The 16,025-nt window shown below is 49.3% G+C and carries 15 protein-coding genes; 9 read left to right on the top strand and 6 right to left on the bottom strand.

Going from position 1 to position 16,025, the window contains the following annotated elements:
• Nucleotides 1-106: 106 nt before the first annotated feature.
• Nucleotides 107-1,141, bottom strand: coding sequence for a phenylalanine--tRNA ligase subunit alpha (gene pheS / locus BACSA_RS05000; protein ID WP_013617028.1), 1,035 nt, complete (start codon nucleotides 1,139-1,141; stop codon nucleotides 107-109).
• A 150-nt stretch (nucleotides 1,142-1,291) separates the two neighbouring features.
• Between pheS and BACSA_RS04995 the strand changes: the two genes are divergently transcribed.
• The 3 genes from BACSA_RS04995 to BACSA_RS04985 all read left to right on the top strand — a co-directional run bounded on the left by BACSA_RS04995 (nucleotide 1,292) and on the right by BACSA_RS04985 (nucleotide 4,028).
• Entirely contained in the window at nucleotides 1,292-2,152 is an 861-nt protein-coding gene (locus BACSA_RS04995; RefSeq protein WP_041584234.1) for a DUF4348 domain-containing protein, read from the top strand.
• Nucleotides 2,153-2,155: 3 nt separating this feature from the next.
• Nucleotides 2,156-3,166, top strand: coding sequence for a UDP-N-acetylmuramate dehydrogenase (gene murB / locus BACSA_RS04990; RefSeq protein WP_013617026.1), 1,011 nt, complete (start codon nucleotides 2,156-2,158; stop codon nucleotides 3,164-3,166).
• An 82-nt stretch (nucleotides 3,167-3,248) separates the two neighbouring features.
• Nucleotides 3,249-4,028 carry an MBL fold metallo-hydrolase gene (locus BACSA_RS04985; protein WP_013617025.1) on the top strand — a complete coding sequence of 260 codons (780 nt, stop codon included), beginning with the start codon at nucleotides 3,249-3,251 and terminating at the stop codon, nucleotides 4,026-4,028.
• A 62-nt stretch (nucleotides 4,029-4,090) separates the two neighbouring features.
• Here BACSA_RS04985 and BACSA_RS04980 read toward each other — a convergent pair whose 3' ends face one another.
• The 4 genes from BACSA_RS04980 to BACSA_RS04965 all read right to left on the bottom strand — a co-directional run bounded on the left by BACSA_RS04980 (nucleotide 4,091) and on the right by BACSA_RS04965 (nucleotide 8,892).
• A complete protein-coding gene (locus BACSA_RS04980) occupies nucleotides 4,091-4,831 on the bottom strand; it encodes an NADPH-dependent oxidoreductase (RefSeq protein ID WP_013617024.1) in 741 nt (246 codons plus the stop codon).
• Between the two features lie 203 nt (nucleotides 4,832-5,034).
• On the bottom strand, nucleotides 5,035-7,899 hold the full coding sequence (locus tag BACSA_RS04975) for a golvesin C-terminal-like domain-containing protein (RefSeq protein WP_013617023.1): 2,865 nt from the start codon (nucleotides 7,897-7,899) through the stop codon (nucleotides 5,035-5,037).
• A gap of 157 nt (nucleotides 7,900-8,056) precedes the next feature.
• A complete protein-coding gene (locus BACSA_RS04970; protein WP_013617022.1) occupies nucleotides 8,057-8,611 on the bottom strand; it encodes a 1-acyl-sn-glycerol-3-phosphate acyltransferase in 555 nt (184 codons plus the stop codon).
• Nucleotides 8,608-8,892 carry a hypothetical protein gene (locus BACSA_RS04965; protein ID WP_013617021.1) on the bottom strand — a complete coding sequence of 95 codons (285 nt, stop codon included), beginning with the start codon at nucleotides 8,890-8,892 and terminating at the stop codon, nucleotides 8,608-8,610. The genes BACSA_RS04970 and BACSA_RS04965 overlap by 4 nt, the downstream gene beginning before the upstream one ends.
• A gap of 589 nt (nucleotides 8,893-9,481) precedes the next feature.
• Here BACSA_RS04965 and BACSA_RS04955 point away from each other — a divergent pair.
• The 5 genes from BACSA_RS04955 to BACSA_RS04935 all read left to right on the top strand — a co-directional run bounded on the left by BACSA_RS04955 (nucleotide 9,482) and on the right by BACSA_RS04935 (nucleotide 13,248).
• Nucleotides 9,482-11,125: a diphosphate--fructose-6-phosphate 1-phosphotransferase gene (locus tag BACSA_RS04955; protein ID WP_013617020.1), complete on the top strand. Its 1,644-nt coding sequence runs from the start codon at nucleotides 9,482-9,484 to the stop codon at nucleotides 11,123-11,125.
• A gap of 113 nt (nucleotides 11,126-11,238) precedes the next feature.
• Nucleotides 11,239-12,177 carry a glycoside hydrolase family 25 protein gene (locus tag BACSA_RS04950; protein ID WP_013617019.1) on the top strand — a complete coding sequence of 313 codons (939 nt, stop codon included), beginning with the start codon at nucleotides 11,239-11,241 and terminating at the stop codon, nucleotides 12,175-12,177.
• Nucleotides 12,178-12,258: 81 nt separating this feature from the next.
• A complete protein-coding gene (locus BACSA_RS04945; protein WP_013617018.1) occupies nucleotides 12,259-12,540 on the top strand; it encodes a hypothetical protein in 282 nt (93 codons plus the stop codon).
• A complete protein-coding gene (locus BACSA_RS04940) occupies nucleotides 12,530-12,871 on the top strand; it encodes a type II toxin-antitoxin system RelE/ParE family toxin (RefSeq protein WP_013617017.1) in 342 nt (113 codons plus the stop codon). The genes BACSA_RS04945 and BACSA_RS04940 overlap by 11 nt, the downstream gene beginning before the upstream one ends.
• Before the next feature lie 8 nt (nucleotides 12,872-12,879).
• On the top strand, nucleotides 12,880-13,248 hold the full coding sequence (locus tag BACSA_RS04935; protein ID WP_013617016.1) for a YccF domain-containing protein: 369 nt from the start codon (nucleotides 12,880-12,882) through the stop codon (nucleotides 13,246-13,248).
• Nucleotides 13,249-13,340: 92 nt separating this feature from the next.
• On the opposite strand, the gene prmA is transcribed toward BACSA_RS04935, so the two are convergent.
• A complete protein-coding gene (gene prmA / locus BACSA_RS04930) occupies nucleotides 13,341-14,186 on the bottom strand; it encodes a 50S ribosomal protein L11 methyltransferase (protein ID WP_013617015.1) in 846 nt (281 codons plus the stop codon).
• Between the two features lie 106 nt (nucleotides 14,187-14,292).
• Here prmA and BACSA_RS04925 point away from each other — a divergent pair, with 106 nt between their 5' ends.
• Nucleotides 14,293-15,963 (top strand): metallophosphoesterase family protein, encoded by a 1,671-nt coding sequence (locus BACSA_RS04925; protein WP_013617014.1) that lies wholly within the window; start codon nucleotides 14,293-14,295, stop codon nucleotides 15,961-15,963.
• Nucleotides 15,964-16,025: the final 62 nt, after the last annotated feature.

Here is a 16,025-nt window from a genome sequence, read left to right as displayed (position 1 = left end):
GTTAGGGTGAGGTTAATTAATAGTTAACAATTAATAATTAATAAGGATCAGCGGATGTTCCTACTCTTAACTATTAATTATTAACTATTAATTATTAACTGTTTATTTAGTTTGCCGCTTCGAATTCTTCAAGGAAGCGGGTGTCGTTTTCCGAGAACATGCGCAAGTCCTTCACCTTGTATTTCAGGTTGGCAATGCGTTCTACGCCCATGCCGAAGGCATAGCCTGAATAAACTTTGCTGTCGATGCCGCAAGCGTCGAGTACAGCAGGGTCTACCATACCGCATCCCAAAATTTCCACCCAGCCGGTATATTTGCAGAACGGGCATCCTTCTCCACCACAGATGTGGCAACTGATATCCATTTCGGCACTGGGTTCGGTGAACGGGAAGTAGGAAGGGCGCAGACGGATTTTGGTTTCAGGTCCGAACATTTCTTGGGCAAATTGCAGCAAAACCTGTTTCAGATCGGTGAACGATACGTTCTTGTCTACATACAGTCCTTCTACCTGATGGAAGAAGCAATGGGCACGGTAGCTGATGGCTTCGTTGCGGTACACACGCCCCGGGCAGATGACACGGATAGGAGGTTGGGTCACTTCCATGGTGCGTGCCTGTACGCTACTGGTATGCGTGCGCAGGATGATGTTCTTGGTCACATCGTCCGGATTGGTCTCTACGAAGAAGGTATCCTGCATGTCGCGTGCCGGATGGTCGGGAGCGAAATTCATCTTTGTGAATACGTGCAGGTCGTCTTCCACTTCCGGACCGTCGGCAATGGTGAATCCCAAACGGCTGAAGATATCAATAATTTGGTTGCGCACGATGTTCAGCGGATGGCGCGTGCCCAGTCCGATGGGATAGGCCGTACGGGTCAGGTCAATGCCCGACATGTCGGCATCCTGGTTCTCGAATGTTTCCTTCAGAGCGGCGATGCGTTCTTGGGTACGGGTTTTCAGTTCGTTCAGTTTCATGCCCACTTGTTTCTTTTGTTCGGCGGGCACATTCCGGAAATCTGCCATCAAGGCATTGATGATTCCCTTTTTGCTCAGGTACTTGATACGGAGCGCTTCCAGTTCTTCCGCGTTCTGGGCGGTCAGCTGGTCAACTTCCTGAAGCAGTTCTTCTATTTTCGTTAACATAATCTATTATCTTTTATTTTTACGTGCAAAGGTAAGGATTAAAACTGAATTTTTGCCTTTTTCTTCCGATAAAAAAGAAAACTATGCGTCTTTTGTTTCATGAATGAAAAAAAGAAGTACCTTTGCGCTGGTTTTTCAGAAGCACTAATCATGAAAAAAATTGTATTCGGATGTTGTTTGCTTGTATGGCTAATGGCTTCTTGTGGGGGTGGAAAAAAGAAGATAGACCCTTTTGAGACGCTGACAAGGCAGATAGATTCCTTACAGGTTGAGGAAGAAGCGGTTGTGGATACCGCTCCGGTCCGTCCGGAAGTGATACCTGCCACGGCTGATGAAAGTTTTGCCGACTTTTTCTATAACTTCGCTTCAAACGAAGGTTTCCAGCATTCGCGGATTGTTTTCCCGATTTCTTATTATAAAGGGAAGGAAGTGGTTCGTATCTCGAAAGAGGACTGGAAGTACGATCCGCTTTTCAGCCGCGACCCGGTATATACCGTGCTTTTCGACAGGGAAGAGGAAATGGAGTTGGAGAAGGACACGGCGGTGAGGAGTGTGCAGGTCGACTGGATTTACCTGAAAGACCGTCAGGTGAAGCGTTATTATTTCCAGCGCATCAACGATAGTTGGTTTCTGGAGGCGATAAATAAAGAGAAGCTGGCGCATGCAGAAGGCGGGAGAGAAGATTTTTTTGATTTCTACTTCCGTTTTGCCAATGATTCGGTGTTTCAGGGAGAGCGTCTGGCAGACCCTCTGTCGTTTGTAACGGTTGATCCGGAAGATGAGTTCCAGATACTGGAGACGACATTGGACGAAGGACAATGGTTTTCTTTCCGTCCGCCTTTGTTGAAAGAACGTCTGACCAATGTCCATTACGGGCAGGAAGCGGTTCCCGATACCGATTCGAAGATTGTGGAGTTCAAGGGATTCGGGAATGGCTTCAGCAATACGTTGTATTTTGAATGCCGGGGCGGAGAATGGATATTGAAACAGTTTGAGGATTTGAGTGATTGACTTATGAAAGATTTACGTGACTATTCATTGTTGCCTCATAATACGTTCGGCATGGATGTGCGTGCCGCCAGGTGGGTAGAATATGCATCGGAGGAAGAACTCCGCGCGTTTTTGATGCAAGGGGATACTCCTTTGCCGCTCTTGCCTGTAGGAAGCGGAAGCAATTTGCTTTTTTTAGGTAATTTTTCAGGGACAGTATTGCATTCTGCCATTCAAGGCATTCGTGTGGTGTATGAGAACGAGGATGAGGTGGAAGTATGCGTGGGTTCGGGTGTCGTGTGGGACGAATTTGTGGCATATGCCGTTTCCCGTGGCTGGTATGGAGCCGAAAACCTTTCGTTAATACCTGGAGAAGTGGGGGCTTCGGCTGTGCAGAATATCGGCGCATACGGAGTCGAAGTGAAGGACTTGATAACAAAGGTGGATACATTATGCATAGCCACGGGTGAACATCGCCGCTTCTCGAATGCCGAATGCCGTTATACCTATCGCCAAAGCGTTTTCAAGCGAGAGATGAAAGGATGCTATATCGTGACTAAGGTCTTTTTCAGGTTAAGCAAGAAGCCGGTGTGGCATTTGGATTACGGGAATATCCGTGCTGAACTGGAGAAAGCCCATGCGGAGCTTACGCTCGAGACGTTGCGTGCCGTGATAATCCGCATCCGGAAAGCCAAATTGCCCGACCCGGTGGAGGTGGGGAATGCGGGAAGTTTCTTTATGAATCCGGTGATTCCGTTGGCTCAGTACGAAGCGTTGCGCGTGTCATATCCTGATATGCCTCATTATCCGGCTGGAGAAGGGAAGGTGAAAGTGCCTGCCGGATGGCTGATAGACAGGTGTGGATGGAAAGGTAAAAAGCAAGGGAAAGTAGGTGTGCACGATAAGCAGGCATTGGTATTGGTGAATTTAGGGGGAGCTACGGGTGAAGAGGTTCGCCGCTTGGCAGAGGATGTGGCGGATTCGGTAAAAGAAAAGTTCGGCATCGTGATTGTGCCCGAAGTGAATTATATTTAGTTTTTAAGTTCTTAAGTTTTTAAGTTTTAAACTCTTAAACGTTTTGACTCACAAACTTACAAACTCACAAACTCATTAGTATATGAAAATAACGGTATTGGGAAGCGGCACTTCTACAGGTGTGCCGCAGGTTGGGTGTACGTGCCCGGTCTGTACGAGCACCGACCCGCACGACAAGCGTTTGCGGTGTTCGGGACTGATAGAAACCCAAGGGGTGCGGATATTAATCGATTGCGGTCCCGATTTTAGGGAGCAAAGCCTCCGTTTGCCCGATTTCCAGCCTATTGACGGCGTTTTGATTACGCATGAACACTATGACCATGTGGGCGGACTGGACGATTTGCGTCCGTTTTGTCATTTCCGTGATGTGCCCGTATATGCCGAGCAATATACGGCAGACCGTCTGAAGACCCGTATTCCTTATTGTTTTGCCGAGCATCCTTATCCGGGAGTGCCCCGTATTCCTTTGGCAGAGGTCGAGCCGTATGTGCCGTTCAAGGTAACGGGCGGTGCTGGGCAGGAGGTAGAGGTGGTTCCGCTCCGGGTTATCCATGGGCGGCTTCCCATCTTAGGTTTCCGTATCGGCAAGATGGCATGGATTACGGATATGACCGAAATGCCGGCTGAAACGTATGCCTGTCTGGAGGGGTTGGATTGCCTGTTTATGAATGCGTTGCGCCTCACGCCTCATCCTACCCACCAGTCGCTTTCTCAGGCTTTGGAGCAGGTGGAACGCATCCGCCCCCGCAAGGCATATTTCATTCATGCGAGCCACCAGCTGGGCATGCATGCCGAGGTAGAGGCAACGCTCCCTCCTCATGTCCGTTTGGCTTACGACGGGTTGACGGTGGAGATTGGATGATTGTATCATTGAAGGCAGAGACGCAAAAGTGCAGAGAAGACTTTTGCGTCTCTGCCTTCAATTTATTCATCAAACCGTTGCTTGCGGAGAGTTTCTTTCAGTACTTTCGACATAGCCTCGTTTCCTTCTTTTGTGTAGCGGATGTCGGTGAAAATCTGTGCCAGCGTTTCAGTATGGTTGATTTCCACAAAATGCTTATTCTCGGGCAGCGACTCTTTGTAGGCATAGATGCGGTCGATGTCCTCGGGCGAATAGTCATGGTATTGTTCTTGATGGATAATGCCTTCCAAGGGCAGGCGGTCGGTCTGGGGAGGGCATTCGTCGGGATAGCCCACGGTGATGGTGGCAAGCGGAATGACCCGTTCGGGCAGGTTCAGCACTTCGATGATTTGGTCGGGATTATAAATCGTGGTTCCCAGGAAACAGGTGCCCAGTCCGGCGGCTTCGGCAAGTGTGCAGAAGTTCTGCGTAAGCATGATGGCATCGATGCTGGCGTTCATGAACGAGAGCAGGTTGTCGTAACCGGGTTCCGCCTTGCGTTGGCGGCACCATTTCACGAAGCGGTTGAAGTCGGCGCAAAAGGTCAGCACCACGGGAGCTTCCGTCAGCATCGGCTGGTGGAAATGCGCCGGAGCCAGCCGTTCTTTCATCGCCGGGTCGCGTGTCACGATGACACTATACAGTTGCATGTTGCCCATTGTAGGGGCGCGGAATGCTTCTTCCAGCAATCCGTTCAGCAAGTCGTCAGGGATGTCCTGCTGCTTATACTTGCGTATCGTACGTCTGTTTTTAATAGAATCCATAACTTGTTTTTTGTTTTTTTTGTTACGGCAAAGGTAATATAAATGGGAAAATAAACAATGTGCGAATTGGCAAATATTATGCTCTCTCGAAAAATAAGCTCCGCGTTTCCGCGCCTCCGTGCTTGCTTAAAGAAGCATGGATTTTTTGCGATTCATTTCTGATTGGCTATATATAAACGAATCGGGCTTTTCGGGCGAGGAATTTATTTCGGACATAGGAATCCTAAGACGCTTTGCATCAGTTGGGTGCGTGCGCTTTCTTCACGGATGCACTCGAAAGGAAAGCCCAAGGCAAAGACGCGGTGAGCGCCCGGATATGCCACGGCTGCGCCGGCATTCATGCCTGTGTACAGGTAGGCGGTGAATGCGTTTCCGGTGGGGGTCAGGCTTTCGGGCGAGGGTACGGCATAGGTCCCGTCATCGGCATGGCGGGCGATGCGGAAACGAAGGGAGGTTCCGTAGACTTCGTCGGCGGACGAATGGCGCAGGCTGCCTCCGTAGGTGTAGTGCAGGACGTTGCGCAGGAAGGTTTCGCTTCCCATGCGGCTTCCGGTATAAGTGCCGCTTACCAGAAGGTTGCCTCCCGCCTCGCAATATGCCGTGAGGGCACGTTCTGCCGCAGGGCTGAGCGGGCGGTCTTCGGCACCCCGGATAAGGTCGACGACGGGGTATGGGGTGAGGTCGGTCGAGCCGGTCTCAAGAGTTTCGGCACTGCACGATACGAACGACCAGCCTCCTGCTTGCTGGATGGCTTTACCGTGGATGAAAGGATAGTCGAAAGTGTTTCCGGCGATGCGTTTGCCCTCCAGTTCGCTTCCGCTGTAACCCAGCCCGCCTTCGGTCTCGACGCCGATGCGCGAGCGGTCGAAGCTTTGCTGGTATCCGCAGAAGGCGGTTGTGCCGAGGTAGGGGATGCCCGGATCGGAATAGAGGTCGAAGCCTTGGCGCGTATCGGTCTCTATGGCGGCAGGTGCGGAAGTGCGGCGGAACCCGTTCACGATGAGCACGGTGCCGCGGCTATGTTTCGCCCGGTATGCCGCAAGCGTTTCGGAAGGAAAGCTTTCTCCGCCCCGGTTGACCGCCGTCACGCGGAAGCTGTAGACGATGCCTGGTTCGGCTTCGAAGGTATAGTGGGGTTCGCGCACGTAGGTACCGTTGTCGAATCCTCCTCGTCCCACACGGGTATAGACTACGTATCCTTCTGCACGTGCGGTAGGTTCGAGCGGGTCTTCGGCGGGAGTCCAGCGCAACCGGAAGGTATTCTCTTGCTTGCCTTCATCGATGGCGAAGTGGGTGACGGGCAGGGGCTGGACGGTATATCGTTCGTCGTGCATCGTGGCGAGGTATTTCAGCATCGTTTTATAGACCGAGCGGGCAACGGTGAACTTGAACGCAGGGTCGTACCCCATCTTCAGGTCGGCGAAGTTCTGGTGTGAGAGGGTTTCCAGTATCACCGAAGGCACGGCGGGCAGGCGTGTCTCGCTGTAGTTGCGGTTCCACATCCCGCGGCGTGTCCAGCGGATGCCGAAGCGGGAGCTGATGTCGCGTTGCAGCCCTGTGAGGAGCATGTCGGCAAGGTCGCGCGAGGCGTAGCGTGAGATGCCGCTTGCCAGCTTCCCGTCGTTGAACCGGGTGGTGTAGATGCCCAGCGAGCCGACGAAGGTGTCGTCTGCCTTGAATCCGGCGTCGCTATGGAGGGCGAAACTCAGTTCGAAAGGAATGCCCAGCCCTTTTTCGTGCGGGTTGAACACCGAGCCTCCGCTTAGGTGGTTGAGCATGAGCGAACGGGTGTTTATGTCATCGTTGTAGTCGTTCTCGCCTTCGCTCTTGCTATAGACGGAGTAGGGCATGCCTGCCCATTGTGCCCAGTAGCGTGCCCCTTCCGCCCATCGGGGCATGCCGCTGACGTGCCCTCCGCGGGCGATGTTGCCCATGCCGCCTCCGAAGCGTACGGCATCGGCGCACACCACACCGTCTTGCGCGCTTTCGTTGCTGAGTGCCACCATGCCGTAATCGTTCATTCCGGCATCGAACTCGAAGGTGCCTAAGTAGGTCCATGTGCCGCCTCCGATGCGCTGGTTGACACGGAACTCGGTCACTCCTCCGTTATGGAACACCAGGTATTTGGCATCGGTCACGCTTTCGGGAAGTGATTGGTAACTCACGTACACGGCGTAACGTCCTTTCTCGGGGATGCGGGGAATCCATTCGGCAAAGGCTTTTTCGGGTTTCTTGTGGGTAGGGATGAAGCGTGCGGTTCCGTCGCGGAAAGGGTTTTGTCCGTCGGTGTAGGTCGTTTGCTTTTGTGCGAATCCGGGCGTAGGGGCGTCTTGCCACACGCATTTCCGTTTGTAGTTGACTTCCAGGTAACGGCTTCCGGGCGTGCAGGTATTGTTGTCTACGATGACTTCGTGCGTCTGCTCGTCCCGTTCGCGGGGCGTGAACACCACGGCTCCTGCGTTCTCCAGCATCGGGATGAGGTAGGGGACTACGATGGAACGCGTGTAGAGGTCTTCGCAGGTGCCGAAGAGGCGGGGGCGTTGCCAGCGCCATTCGCCGGTCTTGTTCTGGTAGAACCTGCCGTGGCTTTGCCACAGGGCGATATGCCGTCCTTCCAGTCCTTGCGTGACGCGGAAGGGGCGTGACAGGTTTTCGGTCCATGCGTCACCCTTGTAGCTGATGTCTTCGTAGAGGCGGCTCTTGTCTTTGGCTTTTCCCCGATAGGCGTTCGGGATGAGGTTCTCGATTGGCTGCCCGTCGGCGTAGAGGGTGACGCGGTAGTAATTTACCGGTCCCGGAAGCGATTGCGTGAGGGAACGGTAGACGGCTTTTACGTTCGCTTCGGTAAAAGGCTGGTACCCGAAGTTGTCGTTGGCATATATATGCAAGGTTTTCTTCTGGTGGTCGATGGAGAACCGTTCCAACGCGCACGTGCCGATATCGGCATAGCTGGTCTGATAATTTGCAAAGAAATCTTTCAGCCGGTTTTCTACATTTTTCTCAAGGCTTTGCGCCGGAGCGTGGAGGAGGAAGAAACAAAAAAAGAGTATCGAATTGAAGCGTTTCATGATGAGTGTTTTTATTAAACGCAGAGGCGCAAAGACACAGAGTCTATATTTTTAGAGAGAGCAAAAGCGTACAGAGAGTAACGTTTGGCTCCGTGTCCTTTGCCTTCTCTAAATTATTCCTCTACGCCTTTGCGTCTCTGCGTTCGATTGGATTAAATCAATATTCCCCCAAGTCGAACCGTTCGGGATGCTTGCCCTTAAACGGCTTGAAGTAAAGTTTGATTTCGCGCATGTCCTTGTCGATGTCTCCGCTGGCATACAGGTATTTTTCGGCACAGATGCACTTTTTCTCGTAGTCGATGCCCACAAGCACGATAGGGATTCCGGCTCCCAAGGCGATGTAGTAGAAGCCTTTTTTCCAGTTCGGGTTGGGCGAGCGTGTACCTTCAGGCGTGATGGCAAGATGGAATTTCTTGCTGTCTTTTGCCTGGCAGATAATTTGGTCGACCAGCGAGGTATGCTTGTCGCGGTGTACAGGGATGCCTCCCATCCACCGGAACAGGATGCCTAAGGGGAAAAAGAACCATTCTTTCTTCATCATGAACCCCGACTCACGTCCGATGGCGGAGATGAAGAGTTTTCCCACGAAAAGGTCCCAGTTGGTGGTATGCGGTGCGGCACAGAAGATGCACTTGTCGAAATCGGGGATAGAGACGCGCGCTTTCCAGCCTAATACCTTATAATAAATAAAGCGGCAGAGGGCTTGTTTCATGCTTGCTCTTTGTCCGCTAATTCGTCTGTTTGGGTAAGTATCGCGTTGATGCCTTCCGAAAAGTCGCTCTTCAGTTTCTTGTAGAAACCTTTTACGTTTCCCGGTTCGGTGTGGCTGATGCGGCTTACCATGTCATTGTGCAGGTCGATGATATTTGCCAGAAGCTGGTCGTATGCCGGACGTTTTTCTTCTTTCGCACGGCTGATTTCCCACAAGATGAAACCGGTTATAGAACCTGATGTATACTTGATGAATTTCTTTAAGTTTCTTCTTTTTGCCATAATCGTATCTGTTTAAAAGTTTATAATAGGGTTGTTTGTGGGGTAAAGATAAGGTTTTTGATTGAAATAACCGCTTTGTTTGCGGAAAAAACTTTTCATGAATATCCGCATTCATTCCGGTAGCTATGCAGGGGGAGGGGCAAAAAGGAGATTCATAAAACGGCAGACGCATACAGCCACAGGGTTAACCCTGTGCATGAATAGTAATAATACGAGTCAACCCATATTACGAATAAGACTTAAAGTAGTCAACCTTTTCTACAAAGCTACATGTCCTGCCAGTCCTGCCCTGCCGGGACTGCTGTCCTCTGCTGCCAGTACTCCAGTCCCAGCCTGTCAGGACTGCAGTCCTTCCCAGGAGGACTGAGGGATGCAGCGGCATGCATCGGGCTATGCAGCAGCGTGCATCGGACCAAGCTGCGGCATCCCTTGGTAATATCAACCTTATAGCAGAACAAAATCAATACACTTTTTAAAGTCTTGTCGGATGATTTTTTGTGGCAGACTTTTTGTGATTCCAAAAAAAAGACCGAAATTTGCGAGAAAGAAATAATGGAGACAATATACACCTTTTAAAAACAAAACGATTATGACAAAAAGTGCATTACAAATTGCAAGAGCTGCCTATCAACCCAAGTTGCCTAACGCGTTGAAGGGCGGGGTGAAGGTAATGGAAGGCAATCCTACTCAATCAGTAGCCGACCAAGAAGAAATCAAGAAATTGTTCCCGAATACGTACGGAATGCCGTTGCTGAAGTTTGAAACCGGCGAAGCTAAGGAATATGCTCCGATGAATGTAGGCGTTATTCTTTCAGGCGGTCAGGCTCCGGGCGGGCACAATGTCATCTCGGGTTTGTTCGACGGTATCAAGAAGATGAATCCAGCCAACAAACTGTACGGATTTATTTTGGGTCCCGGCGGACTGGTTGACCACAAGTATATGGAACTGACCGCTGACATCATTGATGAATACCGCAATACGGGCGGTTTTGATATCATCGGTTCTGGACGTACGAAACTGGAGAAAGAAGACCAGTTCGAAAAAGGATACGAGATATTGAAGGAGTTGGGCATCAAGGCATTGGTAATCATTGGCGGTGATGACTCGAATACAAACGCTTGCGTATTGGCGGAATATTATGCTGCCAAGAACTACGGCATTCAGGTAATCGGTTGCCCGAAGACCATCGACGGTGACTTGAAGAATGAAATGATTGAGACTTCATTCGGTTTTGATACTGCCTGCAAGACTTACTCGGAAGTAATCGGCAACATTGAGCGCGATTGCAATTCGGCACGCAAGTACTGGCACTTCATCAAGCTGATGGGCCGTTCGGCTTCGCATATAGCATTGGAATGCGCCCTGCAGACCCAGCCGAATATCTGCCTGATTTCGGAGGAAGTAGAAGCCAAGAACATGTCGCTGGATGATATTGTGACTTACATCGCGAATGCTGTAGCCGCACGTGCTGCTGAAGGAAATAACTTTGGTACGGTATTGATTCCGGAAGGCCTGATCGAGTTCATCCCGGCGATGAAGAAACTGATTGCGGAATTGAATGATTTCTTGGCTGTGCATGCAGAGGAGTATGCCGCTATCGAACCTAATAAGCAACGTGAATATATCATCAGCCACTTGTCGAAAGAAAATGCCGATGTTTACGCTTCGTTGCCCGAAGGTGTTGCACGCCAGTTGACACTCGACCGTGACCCGCATGGAAACGTACAGGTATCGCTTATCGAAACCGAAAAACTTTTGTCGGAAATGGTTGGCAAGAAGCTGGCTGCATGGAAGGCAGAAGGCAAGTACGTAGGCAAGTTCTCGGCACAGCACCATTTCTTCGGATACGAAGGACGTTGCGCTGCTCCGTCAAATTTCGATGCTGACTATTGCTACTCGTTGGGTTATACCGCAGCCGTATTGATGGCAAACGGAAAGACCGGTTATATGTCATCTGTACGCAACCTGACCGCTCCTGCTGAAGAATGGGTTGCAGGCGGTGTGCCTATCACAATGATGATGAACATGGAACGCCGTCATGGAGAAATGAAGCCGGTTATCCAGAAAGCGCTGGTTAAGCTGGACGGTGCACCGTTCAAGGCATTTGCTGCAGCACGTGACACGTGGGCAAAAGAAACGGCATACGTTTATCCGGGTCCGATTCAGTACTTTGGCCCGACGGAAGTATGTGACCAGCCTACTAAGACGTTGCAGTTGGAACACCAAAAGTAATCGGATAATGATTCGATAGCTTTGTGGATATAATGTCATTTCAGGCAAGGGGAATCTGTTGCCTGAAGTGACATTTCTTTGAGTAAAAGATTATTTAAACCGATACGATAACTATGGTACAAGAATCGCCTTTGATGCCTGTAAACAAGCCTCGTCGGAATTCTGCGGGAAGAATGAAAAGTCCCTCCGCATCACGGCGCACGGGTGGGGCTGGAAGGAAAAAGAAGCCGGCGGGGAAAAAAGGAAAGCGCGGGAAAAAACGTGTCTGGAATATGCCGGGTTGGCTCCAGTATGTGGCGATGGGGAGTGTGGCGGCGTTGTTCGTTATCGGTTTCTATTATTTTTTTATTCGTCCGTATGCCTATCGCTGGAAGCCTTGTTATGGCACGAAAGCATACGGTGTATGCCTTCCGGCAGGATATTCCGTTCATGGATTTGATATTTCCCATCATCAGGGAGACATTAATTGGAAAGAGCTTCAGAAGGTTCAGAACGCTCCGTTTCCGGTACGTTTTGTCTTCATGAAAGCATCCGAAGGAGGCGATTTCAGTGACACGACTTTTATCCGCAATTTCGACCGCGCCCGTCAATATGGTTTTATCCGTGGGGCATACCATTTTTTTAATCCGAATACCGATGCGGCGCGTCAGGCTGATTTCTTTATCCGTTCGGTCAAGCTGGAACCGGGCGATTTGCCTCCGGTGCTCGATATCGAAAAAGTAGGAGATAACGAGCTGGAACTCCGGAAAGGGGTGAAGACTTGGCTTCGCCTGATAGAGCGGCATTATCGTGTGAAACCTATTCTTTATGCTTCGTATAAGTTCAAGGAACGTTATCTGAACGATTCGATTTTCAATACTTATCCTTATTGGATAGCGCATTATTATGTGGATTCGGTGCGCTATGAGGGGGAATGGAAGTTCTGGCAACATACCGATGGAGGCACATTGCCCGGCATCCGCGAGCAGGTAGACCTGAATGTCTTTAACGGGACGCTGGATGAATTGAAGCGTATGACCATCTTGCCCGATTCGGCTTTTCATAAGTCGTAAGCACTTTTGCCCGAAAGCATTTGGGCAATCCGGCGTTTTCCCTTATCTTTGTAACCTTAACCAGTAAAAAACTTGAATGCTATGTCTGCTGTGTCATTAGAAACATTACAGAACGAGGTAATCCGTGATGTATTGAATGTCAACGATGTCAATATTTTGAAGAAAGTAAAGAAGCTTTTGCATAAAGAAGAGCGTAAGGCATCAAGTGCAGAAGTGCCGTCTGTTGTATCGGAGGATGAGGCTCCCTATATGACAAAAGAAGAAATACTTGCTAACTTTGATCAGGCGTGTAAAGAATTGAAATTGAATCTGGAAGGGAAGCTGGAGTTTAAAACTTTAAAGGAAGCACTTGATGAATTGTAAAATTACCGTTACTCCTGATTTTTTGAAAGAGATGAAACACTTGTCTAAACGGTATAAATCTCTGAAGGAAGATTTGAATAAGTTAGGAGATGAATTGGAACGTAATCCTTTCCTCGGTGTCGAACTTGGCCATCATCTGCGCAAAGTGCGTATGGCTATCGCTTCGAAAGGAAAAGGTAAGCGGGGCGGAGCACGGGTTATTACCTACACGGTAATCCTCGCTCAGGCGGATGCTGAAATAAAGTTGATTACCATATACGATAAGGCAGACCGGGAGAATATCACGGATGCCGAATTGCTGGATATACTTCGCAGGAATGGGATTGAATAATATCGCTTATGAATGTATTGTTGAATATTTTATGGATTGTCTTGGGCGGCTGGCTGGTTTGTCTGGAATATCTTGTGTCGAGCTTGTTGTTGATGATTACCATTATCGGCATTCCCTTCGGGGTACAGACCATTAAGCTGGCGATGCTGGGCTTGTGTCCGTTTGGATGTACAATAAAGACCGAACCTTCTAACGGAGGATGCCTTACCATTATCATGAATCTGATATGGGTATTATGTGGAGGCGTATGGATTGCCTTAACTCATGTAGTGCTGGGTGTCTTGCTTTGCATTACGATTATCGGTATCCCTTTCGGAAGGCAGCATTTCAAGCTGGCTACGCTGGCTCTTACGCCTTTCGGAAAAAGTATAGGATGATGATGGCTTTTCATCACAGAGGGCACAGAATGTCACAGAGTTTTTTATTAATGTCCTCTGTGATACTCTGTGCCCTCTGTTGTGATACATATTCAACGCATCACAAATTTCACCGCAACCCAGCGGTTTTTCTCCCGGTGATGCGTAAATTCCAAGCCTAAACTTTCGGCTTTTTCCCGTATGGCAGGGATATCTTCCATATAAAAACCACTCATATAAAGTTCCGAGCCGGAATGCATGCACGCGGTGTATGCGGGCATGTCGGCAAGCAAGATATTCCGGTTGATGTTGGCAATAATCACATCAAACGGAGCACTCCCATGCAGAAGCGAGGCATCACCCAGTTCTACAGTGATATTATCTATATGGTTCAAGGCAATGTTGTCCCGCGAATTGTTCACACACCAGTCATCTATATCGATAGCGGTCACCGGATTGGCTCCGCGCATGCTGGCGAGAATCGCAAGAATAGACGTGCCGCACCCCATATCAAGCACCGATTTTCCTTTCAGGTCGGCATCCAGAAGCTCGGCAATAATGGAACTGGTTGTTTCATGATGTCCCGTGCCGAATGCCATTTGCGGATTGATGACAATATCGTATTCCGCTTTCGGATAATCGGTATGAAACGTACTGTGTATTACACATCGTTCGCCTATCACAATCGGCTGGAAGAAATTCTTCTCCCATTCCTCGTTCCAGTCTTTATCTTCCGGTTCGGAAAGCGTGTAGACAATGTCCGTATCCGGAATCGGGAAGTCGGCAAGCACATTCTTTAATGCCTCTTCATCGAATAGCGTTTTTTGAATATACGCTTGTGTTCCGCTTTCGCAAGGCACGAAGCTTTCGAATCCGATTTCAGCCATCAGGGCGGCAAGCACATCGGTAATGGTCTCGTTGCACGGATGTGCCTTTATTGTAACTTCAATGTATTTCATAAAGAGATGTATTGGTTAGTGAGGGACAAAGGTAATATAATTTGTGTGATATTACTTACTGGATAGTTGAGAATTTGTATCTTTGTCAAACTTAATGATTGATTATATGAAGATTCGGAACTATTTATTGGCTTTGCTTCTTTCAGGAGGGGTAAGCCTGCCGGCTATGTCCCAGCAACGGATTGCTTTCATCTCGGATGCACACATTCAGAACATCGTGGATTATCCCGAATTGGTACGTTCGATGGAAGTGCAGGTGCAGTCCACCCGGTTGTTTAATGAGAATTATTACGCCTTGATAGCTGCATTGGAGGATGCCGCCAAACGAGGAATAAGCTTGGTGGTTCTTCCGGGAGACTTGACCGATAACGGGCAATTTGTGAACCAAGAGAAAGTCAAGGAGATTTTAGAGGGGTATCAGGAACGTTTCGGAATGAAGTTTTTTGTGACCACGGGTAATCACGACCCGGTACGTCCGTTCGGCATGCAGAACGAGGAGCACGATTTCCTCCGTTCGGATGGAAGCCGTACTGTGCAAGAGAACCGTTGTGCCGGATATGTTGACGAGATGCAATGTTATGCCGCTTTCGGATTTTATCCCCAGCCGGAATATTTGTATTGGGAAACGCCTTTCACTTCTTATCGGTATGAGGACTACAGCTATCAGGAAGCCTTGCGTGAAGGAGCGTTGGAAAAACGTGAATATACGTTGTGTGATTCGTTGAAGGCCATTGATGCCAGCTATTTGGTGGAGCCGGTAGAAGGGCTTTGGCTTTTGGCGATTGATGGAGGAGTCTACCTGCCGGGTCCGGTAAAAAACGGTGTACAGACTTACGAAGGTTCGAGCGTGGGCTATAATAATGTGTTAAAGTATAAGGAGTTCATTCTTCCGTGGGTGCGGAAAGTGGCTTCCGAGGCAAAGATAAGAAACAAGATATTAGTGGCTTATTCGCATTATCCGTTGGCGGATTTCAATGACGGTGCTTCTGAGCTGGTGCGTAAGGCTTGGGGAAGCAAGAAATTTGATTTACACCGGGTACCCAGTGAGGAAGTGTCAGAAGCCTTTTTGGAAGCAGGTATCCGCCTTCACGTGGCAGGTCACATGCACGTGAATGATACCGGCGTGAAGCGGGGAAAGAATGGGAAGTGTTTGTATAATATTCAAGTGCCGTCCATTGCTACTTGCATCCCCGCTTATAAGATTCTGACCGCGGAAGATGATATGCACTTTGAGGTAGAAACGGTATTGGTCGATTCTGTTCCCGGATTTGATCGCTTGTTCGGTCTTTATGAGAAAGAATATGAGTATGACATGCGGGCGGGAAAGAAGCCGGTGTGGAGCAAAGAAGCTTTGGCATCGAAGGATTATGCGGAGTTTTGTGATTGGCAATTCCGTGACTTGGTACGGGTGCGTTTCATTCCAAAGGACTTGCCCGAAGCGGTACGTGAAGAAATGATTGATAAGACAGGTGCTCAACTTATGGCTGAGATAACGGGTGAAGAACCGGAAGAATGGGAGACAGACTGGAAGGGCTATGATTTGATTTTGGATCTTTATCGGTTGCGTTATGCTGATAAGTTGGCTTTGCGCTGGATTCCTGAGAAACGTATGCAGGAATACCGTATGTTGTTCGATGCCGTTCGATATTCAGCGGTAAACGATGAACTTATCATACACTTGCGTGAGATAGCCGATATATTTGAATGTTTCTTAAACGGGGAGCCGAGTGGTCATTTTCGCATTGATTTGGAGAAGGATCGGATAACGGGCGAGTGATGTTTTTTTGTCTTAATATTTCACCACAGAGGACATAGAGTTTTTTAATTATTTACTCTGTG

This window comes from Phocaeicola salanitronis DSM 18170 (assembly GCF_000190575.1).
Taxonomy (GTDB): Bacteria; Bacteroidota; Bacteroidia; order Bacteroidales; family Bacteroidaceae; genus Phocaeicola; species Phocaeicola salanitronis.
Note: the sequence above shows the minus strand (reverse complement) of the source record. Positions and strands in the feature narration are given on the sequence as shown.

What these genes read in the sequence shown, in the direction of transcription:
- pheS (WP_013617028.1), bottom strand. Translation starts at nt 1,141, where the DNA reads ATGTTAACGAAAATAGAAGAACTGCTTCAGGAAGTTGACCAGCTGACC.
- BACSA_RS04995 (WP_041584234.1), top strand. Translation starts at nt 1,292, where the DNA reads ATGAAAAAAATTGTATTCGGATGTTGTTTGCTTGTATGGCTAATGGCT.
- murB (WP_013617026.1), top strand. Translation starts at nt 2,156, where the DNA reads ATGAAAGATTTACGTGACTATTCATTGTTGCCTCATAATACGTTCGGC.
- BACSA_RS04985 (WP_013617025.1), top strand. Translation starts at nt 3,249, where the DNA reads ATGAAAATAACGGTATTGGGAAGCGGCACTTCTACAGGTGTGCCGCAG.
- BACSA_RS04980 (WP_013617024.1), bottom strand. Translation starts at nt 4,831, where the DNA reads ATGGATTCTATTAAAAACAGACGTACGATACGCAAGTATAAGCAGCAG.
- BACSA_RS04975 (WP_013617023.1), bottom strand. Translation starts at nt 7,899, where the DNA reads ATGAAACGCTTCAATTCGATACTCTTTTTTTGTTTCTTCCTCCTCCAC.
- BACSA_RS04970 (WP_013617022.1), bottom strand. Translation starts at nt 8,611, where the DNA reads ATGAAACAAGCCCTCTGCCGCTTTATTTATTATAAGGTATTAGGCTGG.
- BACSA_RS04965 (WP_013617021.1), bottom strand. Translation starts at nt 8,892, where the DNA reads ATGGCAAAAAGAAGAAACTTAAAGAAATTCATCAAGTATACATCAGGT.
- BACSA_RS04955 (WP_013617020.1), top strand. Translation starts at nt 9,482, where the DNA reads ATGACAAAAAGTGCATTACAAATTGCAAGAGCTGCCTATCAACCCAAG.
- BACSA_RS04950 (WP_013617019.1), top strand. Translation starts at nt 11,239, where the DNA reads ATGGTACAAGAATCGCCTTTGATGCCTGTAAACAAGCCTCGTCGGAAT.
- BACSA_RS04945 (WP_013617018.1), top strand. Translation starts at nt 12,259, where the DNA reads ATGTCTGCTGTGTCATTAGAAACATTACAGAACGAGGTAATCCGTGAT.
- BACSA_RS04940 (WP_013617017.1), top strand. Translation starts at nt 12,530, where the DNA reads ATGAATTGTAAAATTACCGTTACTCCTGATTTTTTGAAAGAGATGAAA.
- BACSA_RS04935 (WP_013617016.1), top strand. Translation starts at nt 12,880, where the DNA reads ATGAATGTATTGTTGAATATTTTATGGATTGTCTTGGGCGGCTGGCTG.
- prmA (WP_013617015.1), bottom strand. Translation starts at nt 14,186, where the DNA reads ATGAAATACATTGAAGTTACAATAAAGGCACATCCGTGCAACGAGACC.
- BACSA_RS04925 (WP_013617014.1), top strand. Translation starts at nt 14,293, where the DNA reads ATGAAGATTCGGAACTATTTATTGGCTTTGCTTCTTTCAGGAGGGGTA.